Here is a 24168-nt window from a genome sequence, read left to right as displayed (position 1 = left end):
ATGGGTAACCGTCCCCCATATTCTGCGCGGCCCCCGCCCCACCCCCGCCCGACCGCCCGCGCACCCCCGCCCCGGGCGGGGATAACCGCAGGCCAGGGCCGCGACTACGGACGCCCCCGGGATGGGGGCCGCCCCCCTCGGGCGACCCCCGCCGATGCCACCGAAGAGGCCCGGGACCGGCGCCGCACCCCGCACATCCCCCATATCCCGCCCCCGCGTCCCCCCTCCCCACCCACCGCTCCCCGCCACCCGGCCGTGCGCCCCCACCCTCCGGCCGCGCGCCCCCACCCCACCCCGTACCTCCGCTCCCCGCCGCCCGGATTTCCTGGGTGCCCGACCCCACGCCCGGCCGCCGCCCCCGGCCGACGAGCCCCGGAACACACCTCTGACCCCCTGTACGGCGCGGCCGAGTCGGCCGGGTACGGGGTGCGGCCCACCCGGCGGCGCAAAAGGTGGGGACCGGCTACCGATGCCGGTCACCCGGCCCGGGGGCAAGGTGGTGCGCAGTCCCCACTCCAGACCGCCCGCAGCGCTCTTGACCGGGCGAACGACCTCTCTAGGAGCAGCAGATGGGAGCACCCGTATCCGTCGGTGTGGTCGCCCTCGACCCGGTGCTGGAAGCAGGCACCCGCACGACCCTGCTCGCCTGCCCCGACCTCGCCGTGTGCGAGCCGGGCGACGCGCGGGTCGCCGTCCTCACCGTGGACCGGCTCGGCCCCGCCGAACTCGACATGGTGCGCACCGTGCGCACCCACCGGACGTGCCCGGCCGTCGTCCTGGTGGCCGGCGCCCTCGCCCCGGGCGACGTCCTGCACACCCTCGCCGCCGGCGCCCGCGGCCTGCTGCTGCGCCGCGAGGCCGACGCGCCCCGGCTGGGCCACGCGGTCCTGGCCGCGGCCCGCGACGACTGCACCCTGCCGCCAGGACTGCTCGAAGAGGTCCTCGACCGCCCGGCCGAGGCCCGCCACGACGGCGGCGGCTGGTCCGACGGCATGCTGTCGGACCGGGAACGCTCGGTGCTGCGGCTGGTCGCCGACGGCCACGAGACGGCGGAGATCGCCCAGCGGCTCTCCTACTCGCCGCGCACCGTGACCACCGTCGTCCACGACATCACCCAGCGGTTCCGGCTGCGCAACCGCGCCCACGCGGTCGCCTACGCGCTCCGGGCGGGTCTCCTGTGACCCCGACCCTGGCGCCGCCGCGCCCCGCACCGGCCCCGCTGCCCGCGCCGACCCCGCCCGCGCCGCCCGCCGCCTCTCCTGTCCCTGTCGCGTCTCCCGCCCCTGTCACGCCTCCCGTGTCCGCCGTGCCGCCAGGACCGGCCGGGCCCGGGGTCGTCCGGGTGACGGTCGCGCGGGGCGCCGACCGGGTGCGGGCGCTGGCCCGACAGGCCGGCCTCGTCTGCGTGTTCGAGCCCGGGGTGCCCGGGGCCGTCACCGTGGTCGTCACCGCCGACGCCGAGCAGGCGCTGCGCGCGGGACAGGAGACGGGTCCGCTGCTCCTGGTGTGCGACACCGTCACCAGGACCGGTCTGCTGCTGGCGCTGCGGGCCGGGGCGGTCGTGCTGCGGGCCGCCGACCTCACCGCGGAGACCCTCGCCGCGGCCGTCTGCCGCGCCGCCCACCCGCATCCGAGCATCCCCTACCCGGAACTCTCCCACCTGCTGGTCGCGGGCGCCCGGCCGGGAGAGCCGGCCTCCACCGGGCCGGGGACGGCCGCCCTGACGGTCCGCCAGGCGTCGGTGCTGCGCCTCATGGCCGACGGGTACGCCAACGCGGACATCGCCCGGCTGCTCGGCTGCTCCGAGCACACCGTCAAGAACGTCATCTACGAGATCATGGCGCGACTCCAGGTCCGCAACCGGTCGCACGCGGTCGCCCACGCGGTACGCCACGGCCTGGTCTGACCGGAGGGGACCACAGGGCGGCCACCGCGCGGGACAGCCGCGCGGGGCGCAGACGACGCGACGACGCGGGGGACGGGAACGAAGGACCGGGCCACCCAGGCCCTACGGTCCACCCGTCACCCCGCGCGCTCGCGTGTCCGGCGACCGTCACCCGCGGCGGCGTCGCACGTCGATCGTCGTTCGTCGCCCGTCGAACGTCGTCAAGAGGCGTGCGGTGCAGGCGCGTTGCCGGTGAGGGGCCCCGCCGGGGGGCGTCAGTAGGCGGGCGTCGGCAGCGGGCGCGGCTCGATCCGCTCCTCCACGACCCGGTCGCCCTCACGCCGCACCACATAGGCGGCCTTGCCCGGCAACTCCGTGACCGCGCCGGCCAGTTCGGTGCCCAGGTAGACCAGGCCCACCCCGTCGTCGGTGCAGTGGGCGGCGCTGAAGACGCCGTCGGCGACCAGCCGGTGGATCAGTGGACGCCGTCCCGGGTCGGAGTCGTAGTGCACGCCGTTGCCGTACGGCAGCAGGCCCAACCCGTCGGTCACCGGGCGCAGTTCGGGGCCGAAGGAGTCCGTGGTGCCGCCCTCGAACCAGCAGATCGAACCGGCGCTGACCCCGGCGAGCACCACGCCCGCCCGCCACGCGCGCCGCATGACCGTGTCGAGCCCGTGCACCCGCCACACGGCCAGCAGGTTGGCCACCGAGCCGCCCATCACCCAGACCACGTCATGGCCCAGCACCGTGCCCTCGACGTCCTCGACGTTCGGCATCGGGAACAGCTGCAACGGCGTCAGGTCGAAGCCCGCCACCCGGGCCGCCTCCACCATCCGCGCCGCGACGTGCTCCGCGTCCCCGACCGCCGTGCCGACGTAGAGGACGCGCGGGCGCCTGCCGTGCACGCCCGAGAGGTCGACCGCGTGGTGGACCAGGGCGTCGAACAGCACCCGGCTGCGGCTGCCGGCACGGTGGCCTCCGGACGTGGCGAGGATGGTCGGCTCCGGTGCGGTCACGCACATGATCGTATCGTGGGACGACCGGCCCCGGACGTGCGGAAGCGGTGAAGAACCGCCCCGCACAGCGGGGCCGTCCACACACGACAGCACGACAGCACGACAGCACGGCGAGTACGGACGGCACGACGGCACGACAGCACGGCGAGTACGGACAGCACGACGGCACGACGGCACGACAGCACGGCGGGGACCGGTCGAGCGGCCGGTCCCCGCCGTGCTGTCCGTACTTTCCGTACTCTCCTTAACCTCCGTCCTCTCCGTCCTCTTCGCGTTCTCCGTGCTCTTGGCGTTCCTCGTGCTGTCCTCGCGCGCGAGCCGTACGGGGCCCAGCGGTGCTCCCTCACGGCGTGCGCAGGGCCACCGCCGCCGCGTACCCGGACGGGACCAGCACGTCCCGCAGGGTCCACTCGGGCGCCGGGGAGCGCGGCGCGGGCCCGGTCCCCACATAGTCGAGGGACGGATCGCGCACCAACCCGGTGCCCAGGCCCTTGAGATAGGCCTCCTTGCGCACCCAGGCCCGGGTGAACGCGGCAGGACGCCCGTGCTCCGGCAGCAGCGCCAGCTCCCGCGCCTCCGCCGGGTGCAGCGCCGACTGCGCGCCGAGCACCGTCCGCACGGTGGCCAGCCCCTCCACGTCGACACCGACCGGCTCAGGGGCCAGCGCCACCATCACCAGGCCGCCGCTGTGCGACAGGGAGAAGTGCACCCCGGGCGTCCGCAGCGTCGGACGGCCGTGCGGACCGCCGCAGCCCGCGCACGGGTCACGCGCCAACGGCAGCGCCTGTGCGCGCACCCCGAGCAGCACGCTCAGCACCCCGCGCAACGCGGCGTGCGCGACGACATACGCGTCCCGGTCCCGGTCGTGCCTGAACGCGGCGGCGCGGGCCCGCTCCTCCGCGTCGAGCAGCTCCCCGGCCCGCTGGAGCGCCTGTTCGTCCTGGGCGCCGACCTGGGCGAGATACAGCTCGAGCGGCTCCCGCAGCGGACGCGGACCAGGCGGGTCCAAGCCGTGCAGCCCGGACAGGTCGAGCACGGCGGGGCACAGCCGCGCCGGCGGCCGGGTCGGCGGAGCGTGCGCCGACAGGTCCAGGAGCCGACCCGATCGGCCCTCAGACATCTGCCCCGGCCAGCCGGCGGCGCAGGCTGAGCGGACGCATGTCCGTCCAGATCACACCGATGTGGTCGAGGCACTGCTGCCGGGTGCCGCTCAGGCCCTCCCGGTACCAGCCGGCCGGCGGCTCACGGTCCGCCCGCCAGATCGAGTACTGCTCCTCGTCGTTGCGCACCACGAGGTACACCTCGTCGGTGTCCGGGCGGGACTCCTCGCCGCCCGCGCCGGTCGCGTCGGTGGATTGCGTCACGGTGAACCTCCCGCAGGTGATGGGGCCGGCCACAGGTCAGGGGCCGACGTGGCCAGCGTGCCGGGGGCCGCCGCGCCGGGTCAGGGCCGAACACGCCGAGCCCTCGGCACGCGTTGCTGCCGGAACTTCTCTGGTGACCGGGTGCCCCGGCGCGGGACGGTGCTCTCCGGCGGGGGCGCCCGGCATCCCGGCGGCGCGGACCGACGGTCCTGCCGGGCCGCACCACCCCCTGTGCGGCCCGGCACCCCGGGCCACGGCCCCCCGCGCAACCCCTTTCCGGAAGGAGCACGCGATGTCGGACGAACACGCAGCTGTCCTGCTGCCGGGCGGAGGCTGGCGGCTGTGGGAGCAGTTCGCCCTGCGCGGCCCCGGCTTCCCCGCCGACGGCGTCCTGCGGCTCGCCCCGCCGGGACTGGCCGAGGCCGCCGACAAGTTCGGCCCCGGCAGCGACCTCTCCGGGCCCGAGTGGCAGGACTTCACCGCCGAGCTGGCCGAGGCCGCCGTCACCACCGCGCGCCACCTCCAGGAGGTCGCCGCCCAGCCCCGCTTCCAGGCCGCCCTCGCCTGGCAGAACCCCGCCATCCTGCGCACCGGCATCGCGCCGTTCCTGCGCTGGAGGCCGGGCGTCGACAGCCGCAGCAGCATGCCGCGCCAGCGGGAGGAACTGGTCGCGCACTACTGGCAGCGGTTCTGCGTCAAGAACGACACCATCGGCTTCTTCGGCCCGGTCGGCTGGGGGCACTGGGACCAGGCCGCGCCCGAGGCCGTGACGGTCCACCCCGGCGAGGGCTTCCTCGCCGCGCAGGAGGTGTACTTCTCCGGCTGGGCGATCGACGCGCTGGCCAAGGTCCTCGCCGAGGACGCCGACCTGATGCGCTGGATACCGCCGCGCCGGGTCTCCTTCGCCCGCATCGCCGACGGCACCGTCCGGGTACCGGGACGCCCCGCCCAGCCGGCCGACGCCGACGAACTCGCCGTCCTCGAACGCTGCGACGGCACCCGGCACACCGCGGCCATCGCCGCCGAACTCGGCCGGGACACCGACGAAGTGGCCGCCGTCGTCGACCGGTTGATCACCCGCCGATGGGCGCAGCGGCGCCTCGACGTACCCGCTGCCACCCACCCCGACCAGGCCCTGCGCGCCATCCTGGAGCGCGTCCCCGACCAGGCCGCGCGGGAGAGGGCGCTGAGCCGCCTCGCCGTCCTGGAGAACGGCCGGGACGCCGTCCGCGCGGCCGGCGCCGACGCCACCGCCCTGACCGCCGCGATCACCGCCCTGGAAGCCGACTTCGCCACCCTCACCGACAGCGAGGCCCAGCGCGCCAAGGGCGAACGCACCGCGCCCTGCCGGGGGTTGGTGTACTCCGACGCCCGCAGGGCCGCCACCGCCACGGCCGGCGCCGGACTCCTCGCCCACCTGGAGCCGCTCCAGCTCTGCCTGACGGCCGCCCGCTGGATGACCAACCGCTTCGCCGACCTGATCCGCGACCGCCTGCGCACCGTCCACGACCGGCTGCGGGCCGAGGGACCCGTCGACATCGCCGCCCTGTGGCTGCACACCCTGCCCTCCCCGCACCCCGACGCCGGCGCCCTGATCGACAGCGTGCAGGCCGAACTCCGCGCCAAGTGGAGCCGCGTCCTCGACGTCCCGCCGGGCGCCCGCAGCGTCCGGGCGACCACCGCCGAACTGGCCGACGCGGTACGCGCCGAGTTCGACGAGCCCGGCGACGGCTGGTCCCTGGCCCGCTACATCAGCCCCGACGTGCTGGTCATCGCGGACGACGAGGCGGCCCTCGCCCGCGCCGACGTCGACCTCGTCCTCGGCGAGATGCACTGCGCCCTCAACACCATGGGCGCCTCCCTCTTCGTCCACCAGCACCCCGACCGCGACGAGCTGCTCGCCGAGACCACCCGCGACTTCCCCGCCCCGCGGCTGCTGCCGATGCTGCCGAAGGAGCTGCCGCTGAAGTGGTCCACCCGCAGCCGGCCGTCCCTCGAACGGCCCCAGGACCACTACATCGCCCTCGTCGACCAGACCGGCGACCCGCACCGCCCCCGCACCGTGCTCGGCGCCGACGTCCTGGTGGAGGACCGCGCAGGACGCCTCACCGCCGTGCTCCCCGACGGCACGGGACACGACCTGCTCGACGTCTACGCCAACACCCTCACCCAGCGCGTCATGGACCGCTTCACCCTGCGCCCCGAGGGCGACCACACCCCCCGCATCACCATCGACCGCATGGTGGTGGCCCGCGAGACCTGGCAACTGCCCGTCAGCGAGGCCGACTTCATCGACGAGAAGGACGAGGCCGGCCGCTTCGTCAAGGCCCGCCACTGGCGCCGCCGCCACGACCTGCCCCGCTTCGTCTTCATCGTCTCCCCGACCGAACCCCGCCCGTTCTACGTCGACTTCGACAGCCCCGTCTACCTCACCATCCTCGCCAAGGCCGCCCGCAGGCTCGCCCGCAAGGACCCCGGCGCCCGGCTGCGGATCAGCGAGATGCTGCCCACCCCGGAGCAGGCCTGGCTCACCGACGACGAAGGCCGCCGCTACACCTCGGAGTTGAGGTTCGTGGCCGTCGACACGACCGTCACCGGCGCGGGGGAGTCCTGATGCGCACCATCGCCGACGACATCGCCGCGCACGCGGCGAGACACCCCGACCGGATCGCCCTCGACACCCCCGAAGGCGCCGTCACCTACGCCCGACTCGCCGCCCGCGTCGAGGAGTTGACCCGGCTGCTGCGCGCGGGCGGAGCCCGCCCCGAGACGGTGTGCGCCGTCGCCGTCGAGCACGGCCTCGACGCGGTGGCCGCCATGGCGGCGGTCCTGCGCTGCGGAGCCGCCTTCCTCACCCTGGACATCGGCCAGCCCCGCGACCGGCTCGCGGCCTTCGTGACCAGCGCGGGCGCCCGCCTGCTGGTCACCACCTCCGCGCACGCCCACGCCCTCGACCTGGGCGTCCCCGCCGTCCTCCTGGACCGGCCCGCGCCCACCGACGCCCAGCCCCCGCCTCCCGTCGACCCGCACGCCCTCGCCTACGTCAGCCACACCTCGGGCAGCACCGGGGAGCCCAGCGCCGTCCTGGTCGAACACGGCGCGCTGGACGCCTATCTGCGCGACACCGCCCACGCCTTCGGCCTCGGCCCCGACACGGTGGCCCTGCAGACCGCGCCGCTCGGCTACGACGCCTCCATCCGGGACACCTTCGCCCCGCTGCTGGCCGGCGCCAGGCTGGTGATCGTGGAGCGGGCCCGGGTCCTGCGCCCCGACGCGTTCGCCCGCACCGTCCGCGACCACCGGGTCACCGCGCTGCTCAGCGTCACCCCCTCCTTCCTCGCCCACCTCGCGGGCCGGCCAGGACTCGCCGACCCGCTGGCCGGGGTCACCCTGGTCGCGTCGAGCGGCGAGTCCCTGCGCCCCTTCCTCGCCGCAGGCGGCCGCACCCTCGCCCCCGGCCGGCTCGTCAACCAGTACGGCCCCACCGAGTGCACCATGACCACCACCAGGCACGACGTCCCCGCCACCCCCGACCCGGGCGGCGACGTGGTCGGCAGACCCCGGGCCGGCACGGTGGTCCGCGTCCTCGACGCGCACCTCGCGCCGGTCCCCGACGGCACGGTCGGCGAGGTGTACATCGGCGGCGCCGGAGTCGCCCGCGGCTACGGCGGACGCCCCGCCCGCACCGCCGAGTGCTTCCTGCCCGACCCCTACGGCCCGCCGGGCGCCCGCCTCTACCGCACCGGCGACCTCGGCCGCTGGGAGCGGGACGGACTGCACTACGCGGGCCGCACCGACCGCCAGCTCAAGATCCGCGGCCACCGCGTCGACCCCGCCGAGATCGAGGGCGCGCTGCTGGCCCTGCCGGGCGTCACCGGCGCGGTGATCGCCCCGCACACCGACGACCGGGGCCGCCTCTACCTGCTCGCCCACCTCACCGGCGACCTCGCCGCCACCACCGACGCGACCCTCCGCGCCCAGCTGGCCCGCTCGCTCCCGCCGCACCTGATGCCGCGCCGCTTCCAGCGCCACACCAGCCTCCCCACCACCCGCGCGGGCAAGACGGACCGCCGCACCCTGGTCACCGGGGGCACCCCATGACCCCCACCGACCTGCGCCCCACCCCGTCCACCGCACGCCGCGCCCCCACCGGACGGCCCGTCACCCGCGCCCTGCCGACCCGCGCCGACCTGGACGCCGCCGCCCTGCGGATCGCCCCGCACATCGTCCGCACGCCCCTGCTGCGCGGCCCCTCGGCCGGACCGCACGGGCCCGACCTGCTGCTGAAGGGCGAACACCTCCAGGCCGGCGGCTCGTTCAAGACGCGCGGCGCCGCCAACGCGGTGCTCGCGCTGGGCGCCGACCGGGTCGTCACCGGATCGTCGGGGAACCACGGCATCGCCCTCGCCCGGCTCGCCCGCCCGCTCGGCATCACCCTCACCGTCGTCCTCGCGGCCGGCGCCGCCCCCGCGAAGGCCGCCGCGATCCGGGCGCTGGGCGCCGAGACCGTCCAGGTCGGCGGGGGAGTGGCGGAACGGGAGGAGCACGCGCGGGCCCTCGCCCGGGAGACCGGCGCCCTGCTCGTGCCCTCCTCCGACCACCCGCTGGTCGTCGCCGGACAGGGCACGGTCGGCACCGAACTCCTCACCGACGCCCCCCGCACCGAGACGGTGTACGTCCCGACCGGCGGCGGCGGACTCCTCGCGGGCGTCTGCCTGGCCGCCGCGGGACACCCGGTCCGGGTGGTCGGCGTGGAACCCGCCCTCACCCCGCGCTACGCCCGCTCCCTCGCCGCCGGACACCCGGTCGCCCTGCCGCCCTGCGCCACCGTCGCCGACGGCCTGCGCGGCCAGCGCCCCGGACAGGTCCCCTACCCGATCATCCGCGACCGCGTCGACGAGCTGATCGCCGTCGACGAGAACGAGATCCTCGCCGCCACCGCCCTGCTGCGCCGCCACGGCGTCGACGCCGAGCCCAGCGGAGCCGTCGCCCTGGCCGGCGCCCTGCGCGCCGGCCGCAGGGAACGGGTCGTGGCCGTCGTCTCGGGCGGCAACACCCCCGCCCGCCTGCACCCCGCCCACCACACCCGCGCCTAGCCCCTCCGCACCACCCACCGATCCGCCCACCCGTTCCGTCACCGCACATCCCACGAAGGAGCCCCGCCATGACCCCCAACACCGCCACCGCCGCCGCCCCCACCACCGCCGTCAGCACGGTCGACCTGCTCGTCGAGATCTTCCGCGACGTCCTCGGCCTGCCCGACCTCACCGAGCACACCGACTTCTACGAGGCGGGCGGCGACTCCCTCACCGCCTTCCAGATCACCGGACGCCTCCAGGAGCACCTGGGCGCGGACGTCCCCGTCTCCCTGGTCTTCGCCTACCCCACCCCGCTCGACCTGGCCGAGGTCGTGGACGCCGACTACGGCGTCTCCTGACCGGCCCACCCCGCCGACCGTCCGCCCCCGCCCGCCAAGGAGAGCCAAGCCATGACCGAAGACCTCGTGCCGTCCCTCGGCCGCTGGCGGCTGTGGGAGCAGTTCGCCCTGCGCGGTCCCGGCTTCCCCGCCGAGGGCGTGCTGCGCCTGGCCCCGGCGGGACTGGCCGCGGCGGCCGACAAGTTCACCGCCGCCGACCCCCTCGACGGCGCCCGCTGGCAGGACTTCGCGCACCTCTTCGCCGACGCCGCCGTCGAGACCGCGCACACCCTCCAGGACATCGCCCGCACCCCGTCCTTCCGGGAGGCCGTCGCCTGGCAGAACCGGCCCGTCCTCACCTCGGGCATCGCGCCGTTCCTGCGCTGGAGGCCGGGCGTCGACAACCGCAGCAGCATGCCGCGCCAGCGGGAGGAACTGGTCGCGCACTACTGGCAGCGGTTCTGCGTCAAGAACGACACCATCGGCTTCTTCGGCCCGGTCGGCTGGGGGCGCTGGGACCAGGACACGCCCGGCGTCACCGTCGACCCCGGGTCAGGACTCATCGCAGACTCCAGCGTCTACTGGGCGAGTTGGGGCATCGACGCACTCGCGAAGACCCTGGACGCCGACCCCGCCCTGCGCGAGTGGATCGCGCCCCGCCGGATCCCGTTCGTCGCCCTCGAAGGCGACCGGGTCCGGGTACCCGGCAGACGGCCGGTGACCGTGGAGCCCGAGGCGGCGGCCGTCCTCGCCCACTGCGACGGCGTCCGCCCGGCACGGGCCATCGCCGCCGCCCTCCCCGGCACCGACGTGACCGCCGTCCTGGCCGACCTCGTCGCCCGCCGCTGGGTGGTGTGGCGCCTCGAGGTCCCGGCCGGCACCCACCCCGACCGCGCCCTGCGGGCCTGGCTCGACACCGTCGGCGACCCGCTGCCGCGCCACCGCGCCCTGGAGGCCCTCGACCGGCTGGAGGCGGGACGCGCCCGGGTGGCCGCGGCCCGCTCCGAGGACGCCCTCGTCGAGGCCATGGCCGCGCTGGAACGCGACTTCACCGAACTCACCGAGACGGCCGCCGTCCGCGAGAAGTCCGCGTCGACGGCGCCCTGCCGCGCCCTCGTGTACTCCGACACCCGGCGCTCGGCCACCGCCCGCCTCGGCCCCGCCGTGCTCGACGCCCTGGAGCCGCTGCGGCTGCTCATGGACAGCGCCGGCTGGCTCACCGCGCGCCTGGCCGAGACGGTCACCGCCGAGGCCCGCCGCGTCCACGCCGACCTCGCCGCCGGGGGACCGGTGGACCTGGCCGCCTTCTGGTTCGCGTGCCTGCCGGTCCTGCACGGCGTCGCCCGCACCGCGGCGAGCGACCTCCAGGCGGACTTCGCCGCCCGCTGGCGACGCGTCCTCGCCGTCCCCGAGGACGCCCGCCGGGTCGTCGTGCGGTCCGCGGACATCGCGGCGGCCGTCCGCGAGGAGTTCGGCACCACCTGCGGCGGCTGGACGGCCGCCCGCTACCTCAGCCCGGACGTGATGATCGCCGCCGACGGCGCCGACGCGGTGGCCCGCGGCGACTTCACCCTCGTCCTCGGCGAACTCCACCTGGCCGCCAACACCCTGGGCGCCTCCCTCTTCACCCACCAGCACCCCGACATCGCCGAGCTGTTCCGCCTCACCGACCGCGACCACCCGGGCCCGCGCCTGCTGCCGCTGCTCCCCAAGGAGCACCGCTCCCGCCTCTCGGTACGGGTCAGACACGCACTGGTCCGCCCCGAGGACCACCAGGTCGCGCTGGCCGACTTCACGGCCGACCCGGCCAGGCCGCGCGCCGTGCGCAGCGCCGACGCGACCGTCGTCGAGCGCGGAGGCGACCTCCTGGTCCGGCTCCCCGACGGCTCGCTCTTCCCCGCCGTCGACGTCTTCTCCCACGTCCTGACCACCCTCGCGATGGACCTCTTCCAGCCGCTGCCGCCCGCGGACCACACCCCTCGGGTCACCGTCGACCGGCTGGTCGTGGCCCGCGAGACCTGGCGGGTGCCGGCCGCGGACGCGGCATTCGCCGACGACAAGGACGAGGCCCGCCGCTTCGTCAGGGCCCGGCACTGGAGCGCGGACCTCGGCCTGCCCCGCTACGTGTTCGTCGTCTCGCCCACCGAGTCCCGCCCGTTCTACGTCGACTTCGACAGCCCCGTCTACGTCACCATCCTCGCCAAGGCGCTGCGCCGCCTGGCCCGCAACGACCCGGAGGCCACCGTCACCTTCACCGAGATGCTGCCGAGCCCCGAGCAGACCTGGCTCACCGACGACGAGGGCCGCCGCTACACCTCCGAGCTGCGGTTCGTGGCCTTCGACACCGAGCCGGCCCCCTGAGACCGCGCCCGCCCCGCACGCCGGGGCGGGTCCCCCGAACGGACGAGTGTGAGGCGCCCGTTCCTGGGCAGCGGCCCTGAGCGACGACGCGGCGGTCCGGCATGCGAGGCGTGCGGGACTGCCGCAAGATTCGCTTCAGTGAAGCGAGGCCAGGAGAGCGGAGGTGTGGGCGACGTGGTGCCCACGGGGAAGTCGGGACGTTCGGGCTCGGCGAAGGTGTCCAAGGCGGTGGCGGAACTGCCCCGGCAGGTGCGCGAGGAGCTCTCGCGCAGACTGCGCCGCAACAAGGGCGCCTTCCGCTCGGGCGACGTGCAGGTCGTCGAGGGGCCGCTGCTGCGCCGCGCGGTCGGCGCCTCCGCGCTGGGCAACTGCATGGAGTGGTTCGACTTCGGCGTCTACAGCTATCTGGCCGCCACCCTCGGCAAGGTCTTCTTCCCCGGCGCCTCTCCCGGCGCCCAGGTGATCTCGTCGTTCGCGACCTTCGCGGCCGCGTTCGTGGTGCGCCCGCTGGGCGGCCTGGTCTTCGGCCCGCTCGGCGACCGCCTCGGCCGTCAGAAGGTGCTCGCCACCACCATGATCATGATGGCGGCCGGCACCTTCGCGATCGGACTGATCCCGAGCTACGGCTCGATCGGCATCGCCGCCCCGATCCTGCTGCTGATCGCCCGGATGGTCCAGGGCTTCTCCACCGGCGGCGAGTACGGCGGCGCCACCACCTTCGTCGCCGAGTACTCACCCGACCGGCGCCGGGGCTTCCTCTCCAGCTGGCTCGACTTCGGCACCTTCGTCGGCTACGCGCTCGGCTCCGCCCTGGTCACCCTGCTGAACCTGGCCCTCACCGACGACCAGATGCTCGCCTGGGGCTGGCGCCTCCCCTTCCTGATCGCGGGACCGCTCGGCGTCATCGGCCTGTACATGCGGCTCAAGCTGGAGGAGTCCCCGGCGTTCCAGCAGCAGCTCGACGACCACGAGAAGACCCTCGCCCAGGAGTCGGCGGGCGGTGAGTTCAAGACCATCGTGACCCGGCACTGGCGCCCGCTGCTCATCTGCATGGGCCTGGTCCTGCTCTACAACGTCAGCAACTACATGGTCACCGGCTTCCTGCCGACCTACCAGACCGAGACCCTGCACCGGTCGAGCGGCACCGCCGACGTCCTCGTCCTGCTCGGCATGGTCTGGATCGTCCTGCTGATCACCTTCATCGGCCGCTACAGCGACCGGGTGGGGCGGCGCCCGATCTACGGGTTCTCCGCGGCGGCCATGATCGTGCTCGCCGTACCGGCCTTCCAGCTGATCAAGATGGACGGCTTCTGGCCGCCGCTGTCCGGCGTCCTGATCCTCTCCACGCTGCTGGCCTGCTTCGCCGCGCCCAGCGCCGCCACCCTGCCCGCGCTGTTCCCCACCGCCGTCCGCTACGCGGCGATGGGCATCGGCTTCAACATCGCGGTCGCGGCCTTCGGCGGCACCACCCCGCTGGTCACCGAGGCGCTGGTCAACATCACGGGCGACGATCTGATGCCCGCCTACTACCTGATGCTGGCCGGGGTGATCGGCCTGGTGACCGTGCGGTTCCTGCCCGAGACCGCGCAGGTCCCGCTCAACGGCTCGCAGCCCATGGTCGGCTCGCGCGAGGAGCAGCAGGAGCTGATCACCACGTCCAAGGAGCTGTACCGGGTCTCCGCCGAACGGTCGGGGGACGGCGACAGCCCCGCCTCCGCCACGACCTGAGGGCCGGCGACCGCACCCGCTTCGCGATGCGCGAACAGGCTTTTATCGGTTGTATACGCATAGCGTGCATATCGTTGGATTACAGGGTGGATTCATCCACCCTGCGCGCAACCGCTCCGGAACGGTGGTGACCCGCATGGCATCGGCAGGTGGGCGGCCCGACGGGTCGGCCGACGAGGCCACCGCCGTGGTCACCGCCGACGGCACCCTCGTCGGCTGGACCCGTGGCGCGCAACGACTGCTCGGACACCGCGCGGCCGACGTCGTGGGCCGCCCCGGCGGCCCCCTCGTCGCCTCCGCCGACCGGGCCCGCGTGTCCAGGATCGCGGAGGCCTGCCGCACCGGCACCGGCTGGCGCGGCACGGTCACCCTCCGGGACCGGGCGGGCCGCGAGATCCCCACCGACGTGAGCGTCTCGGCCGCCTTCCGGATGGCGGACCTCGGCGACTGCTTCCTCGTCACCGGCCACGAACGCCACCCCGACCAGGCCATCGGCCAGTCCGTCCTCGACGGCTTCCTCACCCGCGCCCCGATCGGCATGGCCGTGATGAGCCCCGAACTGCGCTACGTCTGGCTCAACGACGTCCTCGAACGCTTCGGCGGCGTCCCGCGCGAACAGCGCATCGGCCGCAGGCTCAGCGAGTTCATGCCCGGTCTCCAGGCCGAGAAGCTGGAGAACCTGATGGAGAAGGTCCTGCTCACCGGCGTCCCCGTGATGGACCACGAGTACCGGGGCTGGAGCTGGGCCGACCCGCACCACGAGCACGCCTACTCCACCTCCTTCTTCCCCCTGACCGGCACCGACGGCGCCGTCACCGGCGTCTGCTACATGGTCTCGGACGTCACCGACCGCTGGGCGGCCCAGCAGCGCCTGGTCTTCATGAACGACGCCGGGGCCCGCCTCGGCCGCTCGCTCGACGTGCTGCGCACGGCCCAGGAACTGGCCGACGTGGTCGTCCCCCGGTTCGCCGACCTCGCCGTCGTCGACCTGCTGGACTCCGCGCTCAGCACCGACGAGCCGGCCGCGCTCCTCCCGGACGGCATGCCCGGCATGTTCCGCGCCGGGCTCCAGTCGGTCCGCCCCGGCGCCCCCGAGGCGCTGGCCCGGGTGGGGGAGCCGGTGGAGTTCGTGCCGCCACCCCACGACCGGACCTACCTGCTGGACGGCGAGGGCGTCCTCATGCCGGTCCTCGACCCCGGAAGCCCCGAGTGGGCCGTGAAGGACCCCCAGCGCGCCGCCCGGATGCGCGAGTACGCGCTGCACTCCCTCATCTCCGTCCCGCTGCGCGCCCGCGACACCGTCCTCGGCCTCGCCACCTTCCTCCGCTCCGAGAACCTGGCCTCCTTCGCCCCCGACGACCTCCTGCTCGCCCAGGAACTCGCGGCCAGGGCCGCCGTCGGCCTCGACAACGCCCGCCGCTACACCCGCGAGCGCAACACCGCCCTCACCCTCCAGCGCAACCTGCTGCCCCAGGCGCTCGCGGGCGTCACCGGCCTGGAGACCGCCTACGTCTACCTCCCGGCCGAGGCCAAGGACGGCGTCGGCGGCGACTGGTTCGACGTCCTGCCGCTCTCCAGCGCCCGCGTCGGCCTCGTCGTCGGCGACGTCGTCGGCCACGGCATCACCGCCGCGGCGACCATGGGCAGGCTCCGCACGGCCGTCCACACCCTCGCTGACATGGACCTGCCCCCGGCGGAGCTGCTCGCCCACCTCGACGACCTGGTCATCCGGCTGACCGAGGAGGAACCCCCCGACGGCGTCACCGGCAACGCCGTCCTCGGCGCCACCTGCCTGTACGCCGTCTACGACCCCGTCACCCGGCAGTGCGAACTGGCCCGCGCCGGCCACCCGCCGCCCGTCGTCGTCGCCCCCGACGGCACCGTCGGCTTCCCCGACCTGCCCGTCGGACCCCCCTTGGGCCTCGGCGGCATGCCCTTCGAGTCGGGCACCCTCGAACTGGCCGAGGGCAGCACCATCGGCCTCTACACCGACGGCCTCATCGAGGGCATCGGACGCGACGTCGACCTCGGCATGCGGCGCCTCGCCGAGGTCCTGGCCCGCACCGGCCTGCCTCTGGACGACCTCTGCGCCGAAGCGGTGCGCCGACTGGTGCCCGGCCCCCAGCCCGACGACGTCGCCCTGCTCCTGGCCCGCCCCCGCCCCCTCAAGCCGACCCAGGTCATCTCCTGGGAGATCCCCTTCGACCCCTCAGCGGTCGCCGACTCCCGCATCGAGGTCGCCCGCCAACTCGACGCCTGGGGCCTGTCGGAGCTGACGATGTCCACGGAACTCATCGTCAGCGAACTCCTCGCCAACGCCATCCGCTACGCGACGGGACCGCTGCGCCTGCGGCTGCTCCGGCACGCGTTCCTCACCTGCGAGGTCAGCGACACCAGCAGCACCTCACCGAGGATGCGGCACGCCCGCGCCCTCGACGAGAACGGCCGCGGTCTCTTCCTGGTCGCCCAGCTCACCCGGCGCTGGGGCACCCGCCACACCCCCGAGGGCAAGACCATCTGGGCCGAGCAGGACCTGCCCCCGGCCGCCCGCGGCTGACACCGCGTCGAGCGCGTGCATCCGGTACTCCCGGGCCGCGACCCCGTAGGCGGCCCGGAACGCCCGCGCGAACGCGCTCGGGTGGGCGAAGCCCCAGCGGTGCGCTATCTCGTGGACCGGCCGCCCGCGCAGCGCCGGATCGGCCAGCTCCCGCCTGGCCCGCTCCAGCCGCTCGGCGCGGATGTACCCCATCACGGTGCCCGGACCGCCGTCCGGCCGGTCCCGCTCACGGAAGATCCGGTGCAGATAGCTGACGGAGATGTGGTGGGCGTCCGCGACCCGCCCCGGGGTGAGCCCTGGATCGCCGAGGTGCTGGTGGATGAAGGCGCGGATCCGCAGGACGAGGGTGTGCGTGCGGGTCTCGGGGGCCAGCGCGTCGAGCGCGTCCAGTTCGTGCGCGAAGAGGGCGGCGAGCAGATCGGTCAGCACCGTCTCCAGCCGGGGGACGTCGGCCGCGGTGTACGAGGCGCTGTTCGCGGCGAGACCGGTGAGGAAGGTGGCGAACAGCGCCCCCACCCCGCCGCGCCCGTCGAGGGGCCGCCCGATGACCCGCGCGACCTTGGCCGCGGGCAGCGGCAGCGCCGACCTCGGCACGTCCACGCTGACCGCCTCGATCCGCTCACCACCGGTGCCGAGACGTATCTCCAACGGGCGCGAGGAGTCGTTGGTGCGCATCTGCCCGACCCCGTACACCGTGTCCCGCCCGGCCAGGCTCAGCCCGACCGTGCCCCGCGTGATCAGCGACAGATGGTAGCTCTCCGGGTCCGAGCGCCTGATCAGCCGCGGCGTCCGGTGGATCACGAAGGAGTCCATGGTGGCGGGCACCACGGCCACCCTGCCCAGCTCGATGATCCGCTGATGCGCCAGGAACCCCGCGCCCGGCCGCCCCGCCATCCCCACCGGCGCGTGCGAGCGGGACAACTGCTCCACGAACGCGTCCGCCCGCTCGCCGGGCGGCAGGTCATGGGTATGGAACACCGTCTCGATCATCACGCTCCCCTTCCGGAGCGCCATGGTCCGCCACCCGCCGCCTCACAACAAGCGTCAGGCCGACCGGGACCCGTCCCCACCGGCCCGTGTGCGGTCAGACCGCGAGCATCGTCCACGGCTCGGGACGGGCCAGCGCGAGCCGCGGCTTGCGGGCCGCCCAGTGACGCACCGACGCGGCCATCACCCCGGCCGGGTCGACGACCGTGCGGGTGGGTTCGAACGGCTCGCGCATGCTGGTGTAGCTCTGGAACATGGCGAGCAGCTTCACCGCCTGGTTCTGGAACGGCGACAGGTACTGGTCGGCGAGCGGCAGGAAGAACCGGTTCCAGCTGTCGCCCGACACCAGCGGCGGCCGCCGCACCGGGTCAACCCCGTGCGCGGCCCGGCACTCGTTGACGGTGTCGCAGACGACGTCGAGCAGCGCGTCGAGGGTCAGCGCGCCCCGCCCGGCCGCCAGCACCTCGGTGCGCGGCGCCGCGGGCGGCGACCCGAGCGCCGCGCCGACGACCAGGGCGGCGACCTCGTCCACCGGGCTGATCTCGGCGTACCCGGCCGGGTCGCCCACGACCACCGCGGCGAGCCCCGACACCAGCGCCTGGATGATCGTGTACGGGCCGGAGAACCTGGCGATCTCCCCGCTGCCCCTGCGCCCCACGATCAACGGCGGCCGCACCAGCGTCAACGGACCCGCGTGCTCCGCCCGGACGACGTCCTCGCACACCGCCTTGGACCACTCGTAGCCGTTGCGGTACCCCTCGAACTCGGCCCCCCGCAGATCCTCCGGGTTGCGGACGCCCCCGACGTACGCGGTGGAGAGATGGACGACGTGGGTGTCGCGGTCCGCGAGGGCGAGGACGGCGCGCAGCGCGTCGACGTTGGCGGCGGTCGCCTCGGCCCTGCTGAGCGTCCACCGGGTGGAGGCCGCCGCGTGCACGATCACGTCCCAGTGCCCGTGGAGGGCTGCGGGCGCGGGGCCGGCGCCGATCCGCCAGCCGACCAGGGAGGCGTCGGCGGGCCGCCGGGCGACCCGGGTGACCGGGTGCCCCGCGGTGTGCAGCTGGTCGACGACTTCGGTGCCGACCACCCCGGTCGCTCCAGTGACGAGGATGCGCATGGTCTCTCCCTGTCGGGTCGGGTGACGTGTTCCACGTCGGTCGGGTCGGCGCCGGTCGCGGACCCCGATGCGTCCTGGCGGTCCGCTCACCCCGTCGGGACCAGCACCAGGCAGGCGTTCTGGCCGCCGAATCCGAAGGAGTTGGAGAGCACCGGCGCGGTCGGGACGGTCCGTGGCCCGCCGACGACCAGGTCCACCAGGTCGGACTCGGCGCTGGCCCGGAGGTTGGCGATCGGCGGGACGAGTCCCCGGCCGGCGCAGAGCAGCGCGAGCGCTGCCTCCAACGCCCCCGAACCGCCGATCAGATGCCCGGTGACCCCCTTCACGGCGGTCAGCGGCGGCGGCTGCCCGCCGAAGCAGCGGTCGACCGCGCGGGCCTCGGACCGGTCGTTGAGGAGCGTCGAGGTGCCGTGGGCGTTGATGTGGCCGATGTCGGCGGTGCGGAGCCCGGCGTCCTCGATCGCCAGCCGCATGCACCGGGCGGCCGTCTCGCCGTCCTCGCGCGGGGCGACGATGTGGGAGGCGTCGCAGGTGTCGGCGTACCCGGCGATCTCGCCGTAGATCCGGGTGCCCCTGGCCCGCGCCGAGTCCATCCGTTCGAGGACGAGCACGGCGGCGCCCTCGCCCATCACGAAGCCGTCCCGGTCGACATCGAAGGGGCGGCTGGCCAGCTCGGGTTCGGTGTTGCGGGTGGACATCGCCCGCATCCGCGCGAACGCCCCCATGACGACGGTGGTGACGGCCGAGTCGACGCCGCCGGCCACCGCCACGTCGAGGTCGCCGTACCTGATCTTCCGCGCGGCCTCCCCGACGGCGGTGGTGCCGCTCGCGCAGGCGCTCGAGTAGGTGGTGCAGGGCCCCTGGTAGCCGTAGCGCATGGCCAGCCGGCAGGCCGGTGAGTTGGCCATCGTCCTGGGCACCGTGTGCACCGGCATCTCCCGCGGCCGGTCGCCGTGGCTGAGGGTGACGGCCTCCATGCTCGGCAGGCCGCCGATGCCGGTGCCGATCTGCGCGCCCACCCGGTCGGCCGGCAGGTCGCCGGGGAGCGCCGCGTCCGTCACGGCGTCGGCCGCGGCGCAGAGCAGCAGCTGTGTCGTCCGGTCGATCTGCCGGGTCTCGCGCCGGGTGAGGTACGCCTCCAGGTCGAACGGCGGCACCAAGGCGCCGAAGTGCACCGGATGGTCCTGCTCGACCAGCCACCCGGCGAGCGAGGCGGCCGTGCGCTCCGCCTTCAGGACGGTGGTGTACGCCTCCTCCAGGTCGTTGCCCGCGGGTGACTTGACGCCGATGCCGGTGACGGCGACGCGATGCCCGCCCGAGCGGTGCCTGCCGGTCATACGGGTTCCGCCGTCCGCGCCCGCAGCAGGTCGATGGCCTGGCCGACGTCCTGCGCCGAGGTCAGGTCCTCCACCGCGATCCGCAGCTTCAGGGCGCGCTCGAGACGGGCGCCGATCTCCATCAGTTCCAGACTGTCGATGCCGTAGTCGTTCAGCAGGCTGGTCCGCTCGTCCACGTCCTCGACATCCGTGCCGAGTACGTCCGAGATGGTGGTCCTGACCAGCAGGGCCAGGTCCTCGCGAGTGGGCATGTCGGTCATCTTCCTTCCGGTGCGCAGGGGTTCGGTGGGGCGGGTGTCAACCGGCCCCGGTCACGGCGGCCGCGTCCACGATCGCCGCGTCGAGGATCCCGACCGCCTCCGCGATCTCCGCGGCGGTGGCGACGAGCGGCGGCAGCAGCCGGACGGTGGTCGGCCGGCCGAGGCAGGGCGAGACCAGCAGCCCCGCACCGGCCAGTCCGACCACGACCGCCCCGGCCGTCCCGGGCGAGCCGAAGTCGATCCCACGCAGCAGCCCCCGGCCGCGCACCGCGCCGACCACCCCGGGGTGACGCTCCGCGAGAGCGGCCAGCTCGACGTCCAGCAGGGCCGCCAACTCGCGTCCGTGGTCGGCGAGTTCCTCGACGGCGGTGAGCGCGGCGGGCAGCGCGGCGCAGCTCAGCGGATGACCGCCGAAGGTCGCCGAGTGCAGGAACGGGTCGGCGGCCAGCGGGGCGTACATCCGCTCGGTGCACAGCAGCGCCGACAGCGGCACCACCCCGCCGCCCAGCGGTTTGCCGAGCAGCACGGCGTCGACCGGCAGCCCGTCGGCGAGGGCCACCGACCGCGCGCCGCACCGGCGCAGCCCGCACTGGATCTCGTCCGCGATCGCGAACGCGCCGGCCCGGTGGGCGTCCTCGCACCACCGCCGCAGCACCTCGGTGGGCAGCGGCACGGCGCCGTTCTCGCCCTGCACGGGCTCGAAGACCAGCGCGGCGACCTCCCCGGCGGCGGCCTCGCGGCGCACCGCGTCGGGGTCCTCCGGGTCCAGGTGGACGACGTCCACGACGCAGCCGCGCAGCCCCGCGCGGTAGAGCGGGCTGTGGGTCAGCGCGAGCGCGCCGACGGTCTTGCCGTGGAAGCCGCCGCGCACCGCGAGGACCCGGCCGCGGCCGGTCGCGAGGCGGGCCAGCTTGACGGCGACCTCCACCACGTCGGCGCCGCCGAGTCCGAAGTACACCTTGGGCAGTCGGTCGTCCAGGTAGCCGGAGAGGCGGGCCGCCGCCGCGGCCATGACCGGGTTGGCGAGGCTGCGGGTGGAGGTCGGCATGGTGTCGAGCTGTGCCCGCACGGCGGCCGTCACCGCGGGGTGCCGGTGCCCGAGCAGGGTGACGGCGTAGGAGCCGAAGTCGAGCGCCGAGCGCCCGTCGGAGAGCGTCACCCGGCAGCCGTCCGCCGACTCCTCGACGGCTCCGCGCCCGGCGAAGTTCCCGGTCAGGGCGAGGGCGGGGGAGAGGTGGCGGCGCAGCCGGTCGAAGACCTCGGGGGCGGCGACGGTGGTGGTGGCGGGTGCGGTCACGGGGTGGCCGTCCGCTCCAGCAGGCGCTGCTCCAGGGCGGCGAGCATCTGGCCGGCGTTCTCCCTGAGGGCGTCGGCGGCCACCGGGTTGAGCATCTCCGCGAGCAGCGGGATGCCGATGTCGAAGTCGGCGTGCAGGGAGACGGTGCTGGTGCCGTCCGGTTCGGCCCGGACCGCCCAGTGTCCGGCGAACCGCCCGAGGTCGCCGCTGACCTGCTCGAAGGAGAAGCGCCGTGCCTCGTGGTCGATGACCTCGGCCTCGGTCCAGTGCAGCAGCGATCCCTTGAGCCGGACCGACCAGGCGGTGGTGCGGTGCCGGTCGTCGGTCCGCTCGGTGACCTCGACCGAGTCGACGCTCTCCATGCACTCCGGGTAGCGCTCCACGTCGACCACCGCCGCCCAGGCGGCGTCGGGCGGCACCTCGATACGCAGGTCCACGTCGACTCGTGGCATGGGTTCACCTTTCTCCGGGAGAGGGGGCGGTCCGTGGGCGGGCGGCCGGGGTGCGGTGCGGTTCCAGGGCGTCGGTGACCGCGGCGCCCAGCGCGCGCGGCAGCACCCGGCGCAGGACGGCGCGGCGCAGGGGGCGTACGTGGGTCATCGCGTGCCGCTGCTCGACCAGACGGCAGCCCAGTTCGAGTTTCGGCTCGTAGGCGGTCTGCGCGAACCGGATGTGGGTGCAGCCGGCGTCGATGGCGAGCCGGATCGCCTCGTAGTGGACGATGTGGTAGAGCCGGGCCTCGTGGGCGAGGCGGTAGTCGAGGCCGATGCGGGCGCCGACGGCCCCCGAGCCGCGGAACAGGCAGAGCAGGAAGGCGACCAGCCGGTCCCCCTCGAAGCAGGCGACGAGCCGGCGCCCCGGGTCGGTGGAGCTGTGCAGGGCCGTCAGGAAGTCGTGGTCGAGGACGTCGAGTCTCTGCTCGGCGCGCGCCATGACCTGCCGGTAGAGCGCGAGGACCTGGGGCAGCAGGTGGGCGAAGTCGTCGAGGACGTCGACCCGCAGTTCGGGACGGGCCCGGAACTTGCGGAGTTTGCTGCGGACGTTGCGGCGCGGCTTGGCGGGCAGCGCGGCCACGTACTCGTCGAACGAGTTGTGCCCGAGGGCCAGTTCGGTGTCGGGCAGGCCGGGGGCGAGGAAGAAGCCGGCCTGTTCGAGCGCCGGGCGCAGCGGGGCGAGTTCGGCGGCGGCGAAGTCCTTGAGGACGACCGTGCCGATCCTCTCGCGCCGGGCGAAGCCCAGGACCCCGCGCACCAGCAGCCCGGCCGCCTCCGCGTCCAGCGCCTCCCTCGTGAGGACATGGCCCTGGCCGAGGAGATGGCCGCAGAACAGCATCGGCACCCGCAGCAGGCGCGGGGCCGACGCGGCGACGGGCGCGAGGAGCCGGCGTTCCCGGGAGCCGACCACGTCGTCCAGGCGCAGGCCGCGGAAGAGGCACAGGGGCAGCGCGGCCACCGTCTCGCCGCCGCGCCGCAGCACCAGGACGGCGTAGCCGTCGGGTCCGACGGAGGAGTGTTCGAGCGCGGTGAAGACTCCGCGCGCCCACATCGGGTCGTCGGCGGGCGCGAGGCGTTCCCACTCCTCGTGGGGCAGCGCGTCGGCGCCGGGAAGGATCTCGACGCGGTATCCGGTGCGGCGGTCTGCGGCCGGGGCCATCGGGATCACCTCCTCGTCTGGGGGTCGGGTAGGGGCGGGGGCGGGGTCAGCCGATGCGCAGGGGGCGGCCGTCGAGGAAGTCGCGCAGCGGGCGGGCCATCCGGGTGCGGGAGGGCGGGTGGAAGGTCAGTCCGACGGCGGCCGCGGCCAGGTAGGAGCCGTCGGGGGAGCCGATGAACGCCATGCCTCCGAGCGCCGCGAGGCAGACCCGGGTGGCGTCGGCGATGGCGTCCTGGGCCGCGTACCTGGCGGTCAGCGCCCGCACCAGGAGGGCGTCGCCCCACTCCTCGTCGTCCATCGCCCGCGCCACCGCCTCGACGGCGAGCATCGCGCCGTCCACCCCGACCAGGTAGGGGGTCGGGTCGTCGGCGACGCCGGGGCGTTCGAGGACGCGCTCCACGAGGGCGCTGGCCACGCCGAGGTAGGCGGCCGTGAGGAGCAGTTCGAACCAGAGGAACCCGGCGACGTTCAGGGAGTCGGGCACGGCGTCCGCGGTGACGTCGGTCAGCACCACCATCTGCGGGTCGACCTCGACGTCGGTGAGGACCACTTCGTCGCTCTCGGCCCCGGCCAGGATCGGGTTGCGCCAGAACGGCCGTACCTCGATGCCGGGGGTGTCGGCCGGGATGAGCGCGACGGCGAGCCGGTCGACACCGTCCTCGTCCTTCATGGTGACGGACGCGGTCAGCAGGTCCATCGAGCGGGAGAGGCTGCACGGCATCTTGCTGCCGTTGAGGACGACGTGGTCGCCGCGCCGTTCGGCGGTGATGTGCGGGCGCAGGATGTTCTGTCCCGTGCGGCCCTCGGCGAACCCGGAGGCGAGCAGCAGCCGGTCGGTGGCGACGGCTTCGAGCAGCAGCCCCTCGACGCCGGTGCCGTACTTGGCGGCCTCGACCAGGCCGGCCACGGAGAAGTGGTGCATGGTGGTGGCCACCGCGAGGGAGGGGCAGCGCGCGCCGACGGCCCGCTGGACCCGCACGGCCTGCAAGGGCGTCGCGCCCGCGCCCGCGTTCTGCGCGGGCACCAGCAGCCCGGGGCCGCCGGCCGCCCGGAACGCGTCGATCGCGGGGCTCGGCGCGCTCTCCAGCTCGATCAGGGGGCGGCGGGCGAGCGTCTCGTCGAGTCCCGGCAGGAGAGTGTCGAGCGTCGCACGTTCGAGGTGCAGGAATTTCACGGGAGAGCCCTTCGGA

Annotated in this window: 19 protein-coding genes and 1 pseudogene; 9 read left to right on the top strand and 11 right to left on the bottom strand. The window is 74.8% G+C overall.

Annotated elements, in window-relative coordinates:
- The first annotated feature begins 569 nt into the window (after positions 1-569).
- Both DDJ31_RS01200 and DDJ31_RS38740 read left to right on the top strand, forming a co-directional pair.
- Positions 570-1181: a helix-turn-helix transcriptional regulator gene (locus DDJ31_RS01200; protein ID WP_127182173.1), complete on the top strand. Its 612-nt coding sequence runs from the start codon at positions 570-572 to the stop codon at positions 1179-1181.
- A 125-nt stretch (positions 1182-1306) separates the two neighbouring features.
- The gene (locus tag DDJ31_RS38740) at positions 1307-1906 is read left to right on the top strand and encodes a helix-turn-helix transcriptional regulator (protein WP_164785065.1); all 600 of its coding nucleotides are present in this window, start codon (positions 1307-1309) and stop codon (positions 1904-1906) included.
- 254 nt (positions 1907-2160) lie between these two features.
- On the opposite strand, the gene DDJ31_RS01190 is transcribed toward DDJ31_RS38740, so the two are convergent.
- From DDJ31_RS01190 to DDJ31_RS01180, 3 genes are all read right to left on the bottom strand, one after another.
- The gene (locus tag DDJ31_RS01190) at positions 2161-2901 is read right to left on the bottom strand and encodes a peptidase E (RefSeq protein ID WP_127182175.1); all 741 of its coding nucleotides are present in this window, start codon (positions 2899-2901) and stop codon (positions 2161-2163) included.
- A gap of 343 nt (positions 2902-3244) precedes the next feature.
- On the bottom strand, positions 3245-4021 hold the full coding sequence (locus DDJ31_RS01185) for a 4'-phosphopantetheinyl transferase family protein (protein ID WP_127182176.1): 777 nt from the start codon (positions 4019-4021) through the stop codon (positions 3245-3247).
- Positions 4014-4265 carry an MbtH family protein gene (locus DDJ31_RS01180; RefSeq protein ID WP_127182177.1) on the bottom strand — a complete coding sequence of 84 codons (252 nt, stop codon included), beginning with the start codon at positions 4263-4265 and terminating at the stop codon, positions 4014-4016. The genes DDJ31_RS01185 and DDJ31_RS01180 overlap by 8 nt, the downstream gene beginning before the upstream one ends.
- A gap of 292 nt (positions 4266-4557) precedes the next feature.
- Here DDJ31_RS01180 and DDJ31_RS01175 point away from each other — a divergent pair, with 292 nt between their 5' ends.
- The 7 genes from DDJ31_RS01175 to DDJ31_RS38850 all read left to right on the top strand — a co-directional run bounded on the left by DDJ31_RS01175 (position 4558) and on the right by DDJ31_RS38850 (position 16327).
- The gene (locus DDJ31_RS01175) at positions 4558-6879 is read left to right on the top strand and encodes a lantibiotic dehydratase (protein WP_127182178.1); all 2322 of its coding nucleotides are present in this window, start codon (positions 4558-4560) and stop codon (positions 6877-6879) included.
- Positions 6879-8366 carry an amino acid adenylation domain-containing protein gene (locus tag DDJ31_RS01170; protein WP_127182179.1) on the top strand — a complete coding sequence of 496 codons (1488 nt, stop codon included), beginning with the start codon at positions 6879-6881 and terminating at the stop codon, positions 8364-8366. The genes DDJ31_RS01175 and DDJ31_RS01170 overlap by 1 nt, the downstream gene beginning before the upstream one ends.
- On the top strand, positions 8363-9361 hold the full coding sequence (locus DDJ31_RS01165) for a threonine ammonia-lyase (RefSeq protein ID WP_127182180.1): 999 nt from the start codon (positions 8363-8365) through the stop codon (positions 9359-9361). Before DDJ31_RS01170 ends, DDJ31_RS01165 begins: the two co-directional genes overlap by 4 nt.
- A gap of 68 nt (positions 9362-9429) precedes the next feature.
- Complete coding sequence (locus DDJ31_RS01160) at positions 9430-9702, top strand: acyl carrier protein (protein ID WP_127182181.1); 273 nt, start codon at positions 9430-9432, stop codon at positions 9700-9702.
- 51 nt (positions 9703-9753) lie between these two features.
- Positions 9754-12042, top strand: a complete 2289-nt coding sequence (locus DDJ31_RS01155; protein ID WP_127182182.1) for a lantibiotic dehydratase — start codon at positions 9754-9756, stop codon at positions 12040-12042.
- Positions 12043-12216: 174 nt separating this feature from the next.
- Positions 12217-13770 carry an MFS transporter gene (locus DDJ31_RS01150; protein WP_240678327.1) on the top strand — a complete coding sequence of 518 codons (1554 nt, stop codon included), beginning with the start codon at positions 12217-12219 and terminating at the stop codon, positions 13768-13770.
- Between the two features lie 136 nt (positions 13771-13906).
- Positions 13907-16327: a SpoIIE family protein phosphatase gene (locus DDJ31_RS38850; RefSeq protein WP_127182184.1), complete on the top strand. Its 2421-nt coding sequence runs from the start codon at positions 13907-13909 to the stop codon at positions 16325-16327.
- 33 nt (positions 16328-16360) lie between these two features.
- Here the strand turns inward: DDJ31_RS38850 and DDJ31_RS01140 are convergent.
- From DDJ31_RS01140 to DDJ31_RS01105, 8 genes and pseudogenes are all read right to left on the bottom strand, one after another.
- Positions 16361-17317: pseudogene (locus DDJ31_RS01140) on the bottom strand (helix-turn-helix domain-containing protein); the annotation flags it as partial.
- A 94-nt stretch (positions 17318-17411) separates the two neighbouring features.
- The gene (locus DDJ31_RS01135; protein WP_127182185.1) at positions 17412-18431 is read right to left on the bottom strand and encodes an SDR family oxidoreductase; all 1020 of its coding nucleotides are present in this window, start codon (positions 18429-18431) and stop codon (positions 17412-17414) included.
- An 86-nt stretch (positions 18432-18517) separates the two neighbouring features.
- Positions 18518-19768 (bottom strand): beta-ketoacyl-[acyl-carrier-protein] synthase family protein, encoded by a 1251-nt coding sequence (locus DDJ31_RS01130; RefSeq protein ID WP_127182186.1) that lies wholly within the window; start codon positions 19766-19768, stop codon positions 18518-18520.
- On the bottom strand, positions 19765-20019 hold the full coding sequence (locus DDJ31_RS01125; protein ID WP_127182187.1) for an acyl carrier protein: 255 nt from the start codon (positions 20017-20019) through the stop codon (positions 19765-19767). The genes DDJ31_RS01130 and DDJ31_RS01125 overlap by 4 nt, the downstream gene beginning before the upstream one ends.
- A 46-nt stretch (positions 20020-20065) precedes the next feature.
- Positions 20066-21325 carry an aspartate aminotransferase family protein gene (locus tag DDJ31_RS01120; protein ID WP_127182188.1) on the bottom strand — a complete coding sequence of 420 codons (1260 nt, stop codon included), beginning with the start codon at positions 21323-21325 and terminating at the stop codon, positions 20066-20068.
- Positions 21322-21777 carry a type II toxin-antitoxin system RatA family toxin gene (locus DDJ31_RS01115; RefSeq protein WP_127182189.1) on the bottom strand — a complete coding sequence of 152 codons (456 nt, stop codon included), beginning with the start codon at positions 21775-21777 and terminating at the stop codon, positions 21322-21324. The genes DDJ31_RS01120 and DDJ31_RS01115 overlap by 4 nt, the downstream gene beginning before the upstream one ends.
- 4 nt (positions 21778-21781) lie before the next feature.
- Positions 21782-22978, bottom strand: a complete 1197-nt coding sequence (locus DDJ31_RS01110; protein WP_127182190.1) for a GNAT family N-acetyltransferase — start codon at positions 22976-22978, stop codon at positions 21782-21784.
- A 46-nt stretch (positions 22979-23024) separates the two neighbouring features.
- On the bottom strand, positions 23025-24152 hold the full coding sequence (locus tag DDJ31_RS01105; RefSeq protein WP_127182191.1) for an acyl-CoA dehydrogenase family protein: 1128 nt from the start codon (positions 24150-24152) through the stop codon (positions 23025-23027).
- Between the last annotated feature and the right edge of the window lie 16 nt (positions 24153-24168).

This window comes from Streptomyces griseoviridis, from assembly GCF_005222485.1.
Taxonomy (GTDB): domain Bacteria; phylum Actinomycetota; class Actinomycetes; order Streptomycetales; family Streptomycetaceae; genus Streptomyces; species Streptomyces hintoniae.
This window is presented reverse-complemented; position numbering and strand designations above follow the sequence as displayed.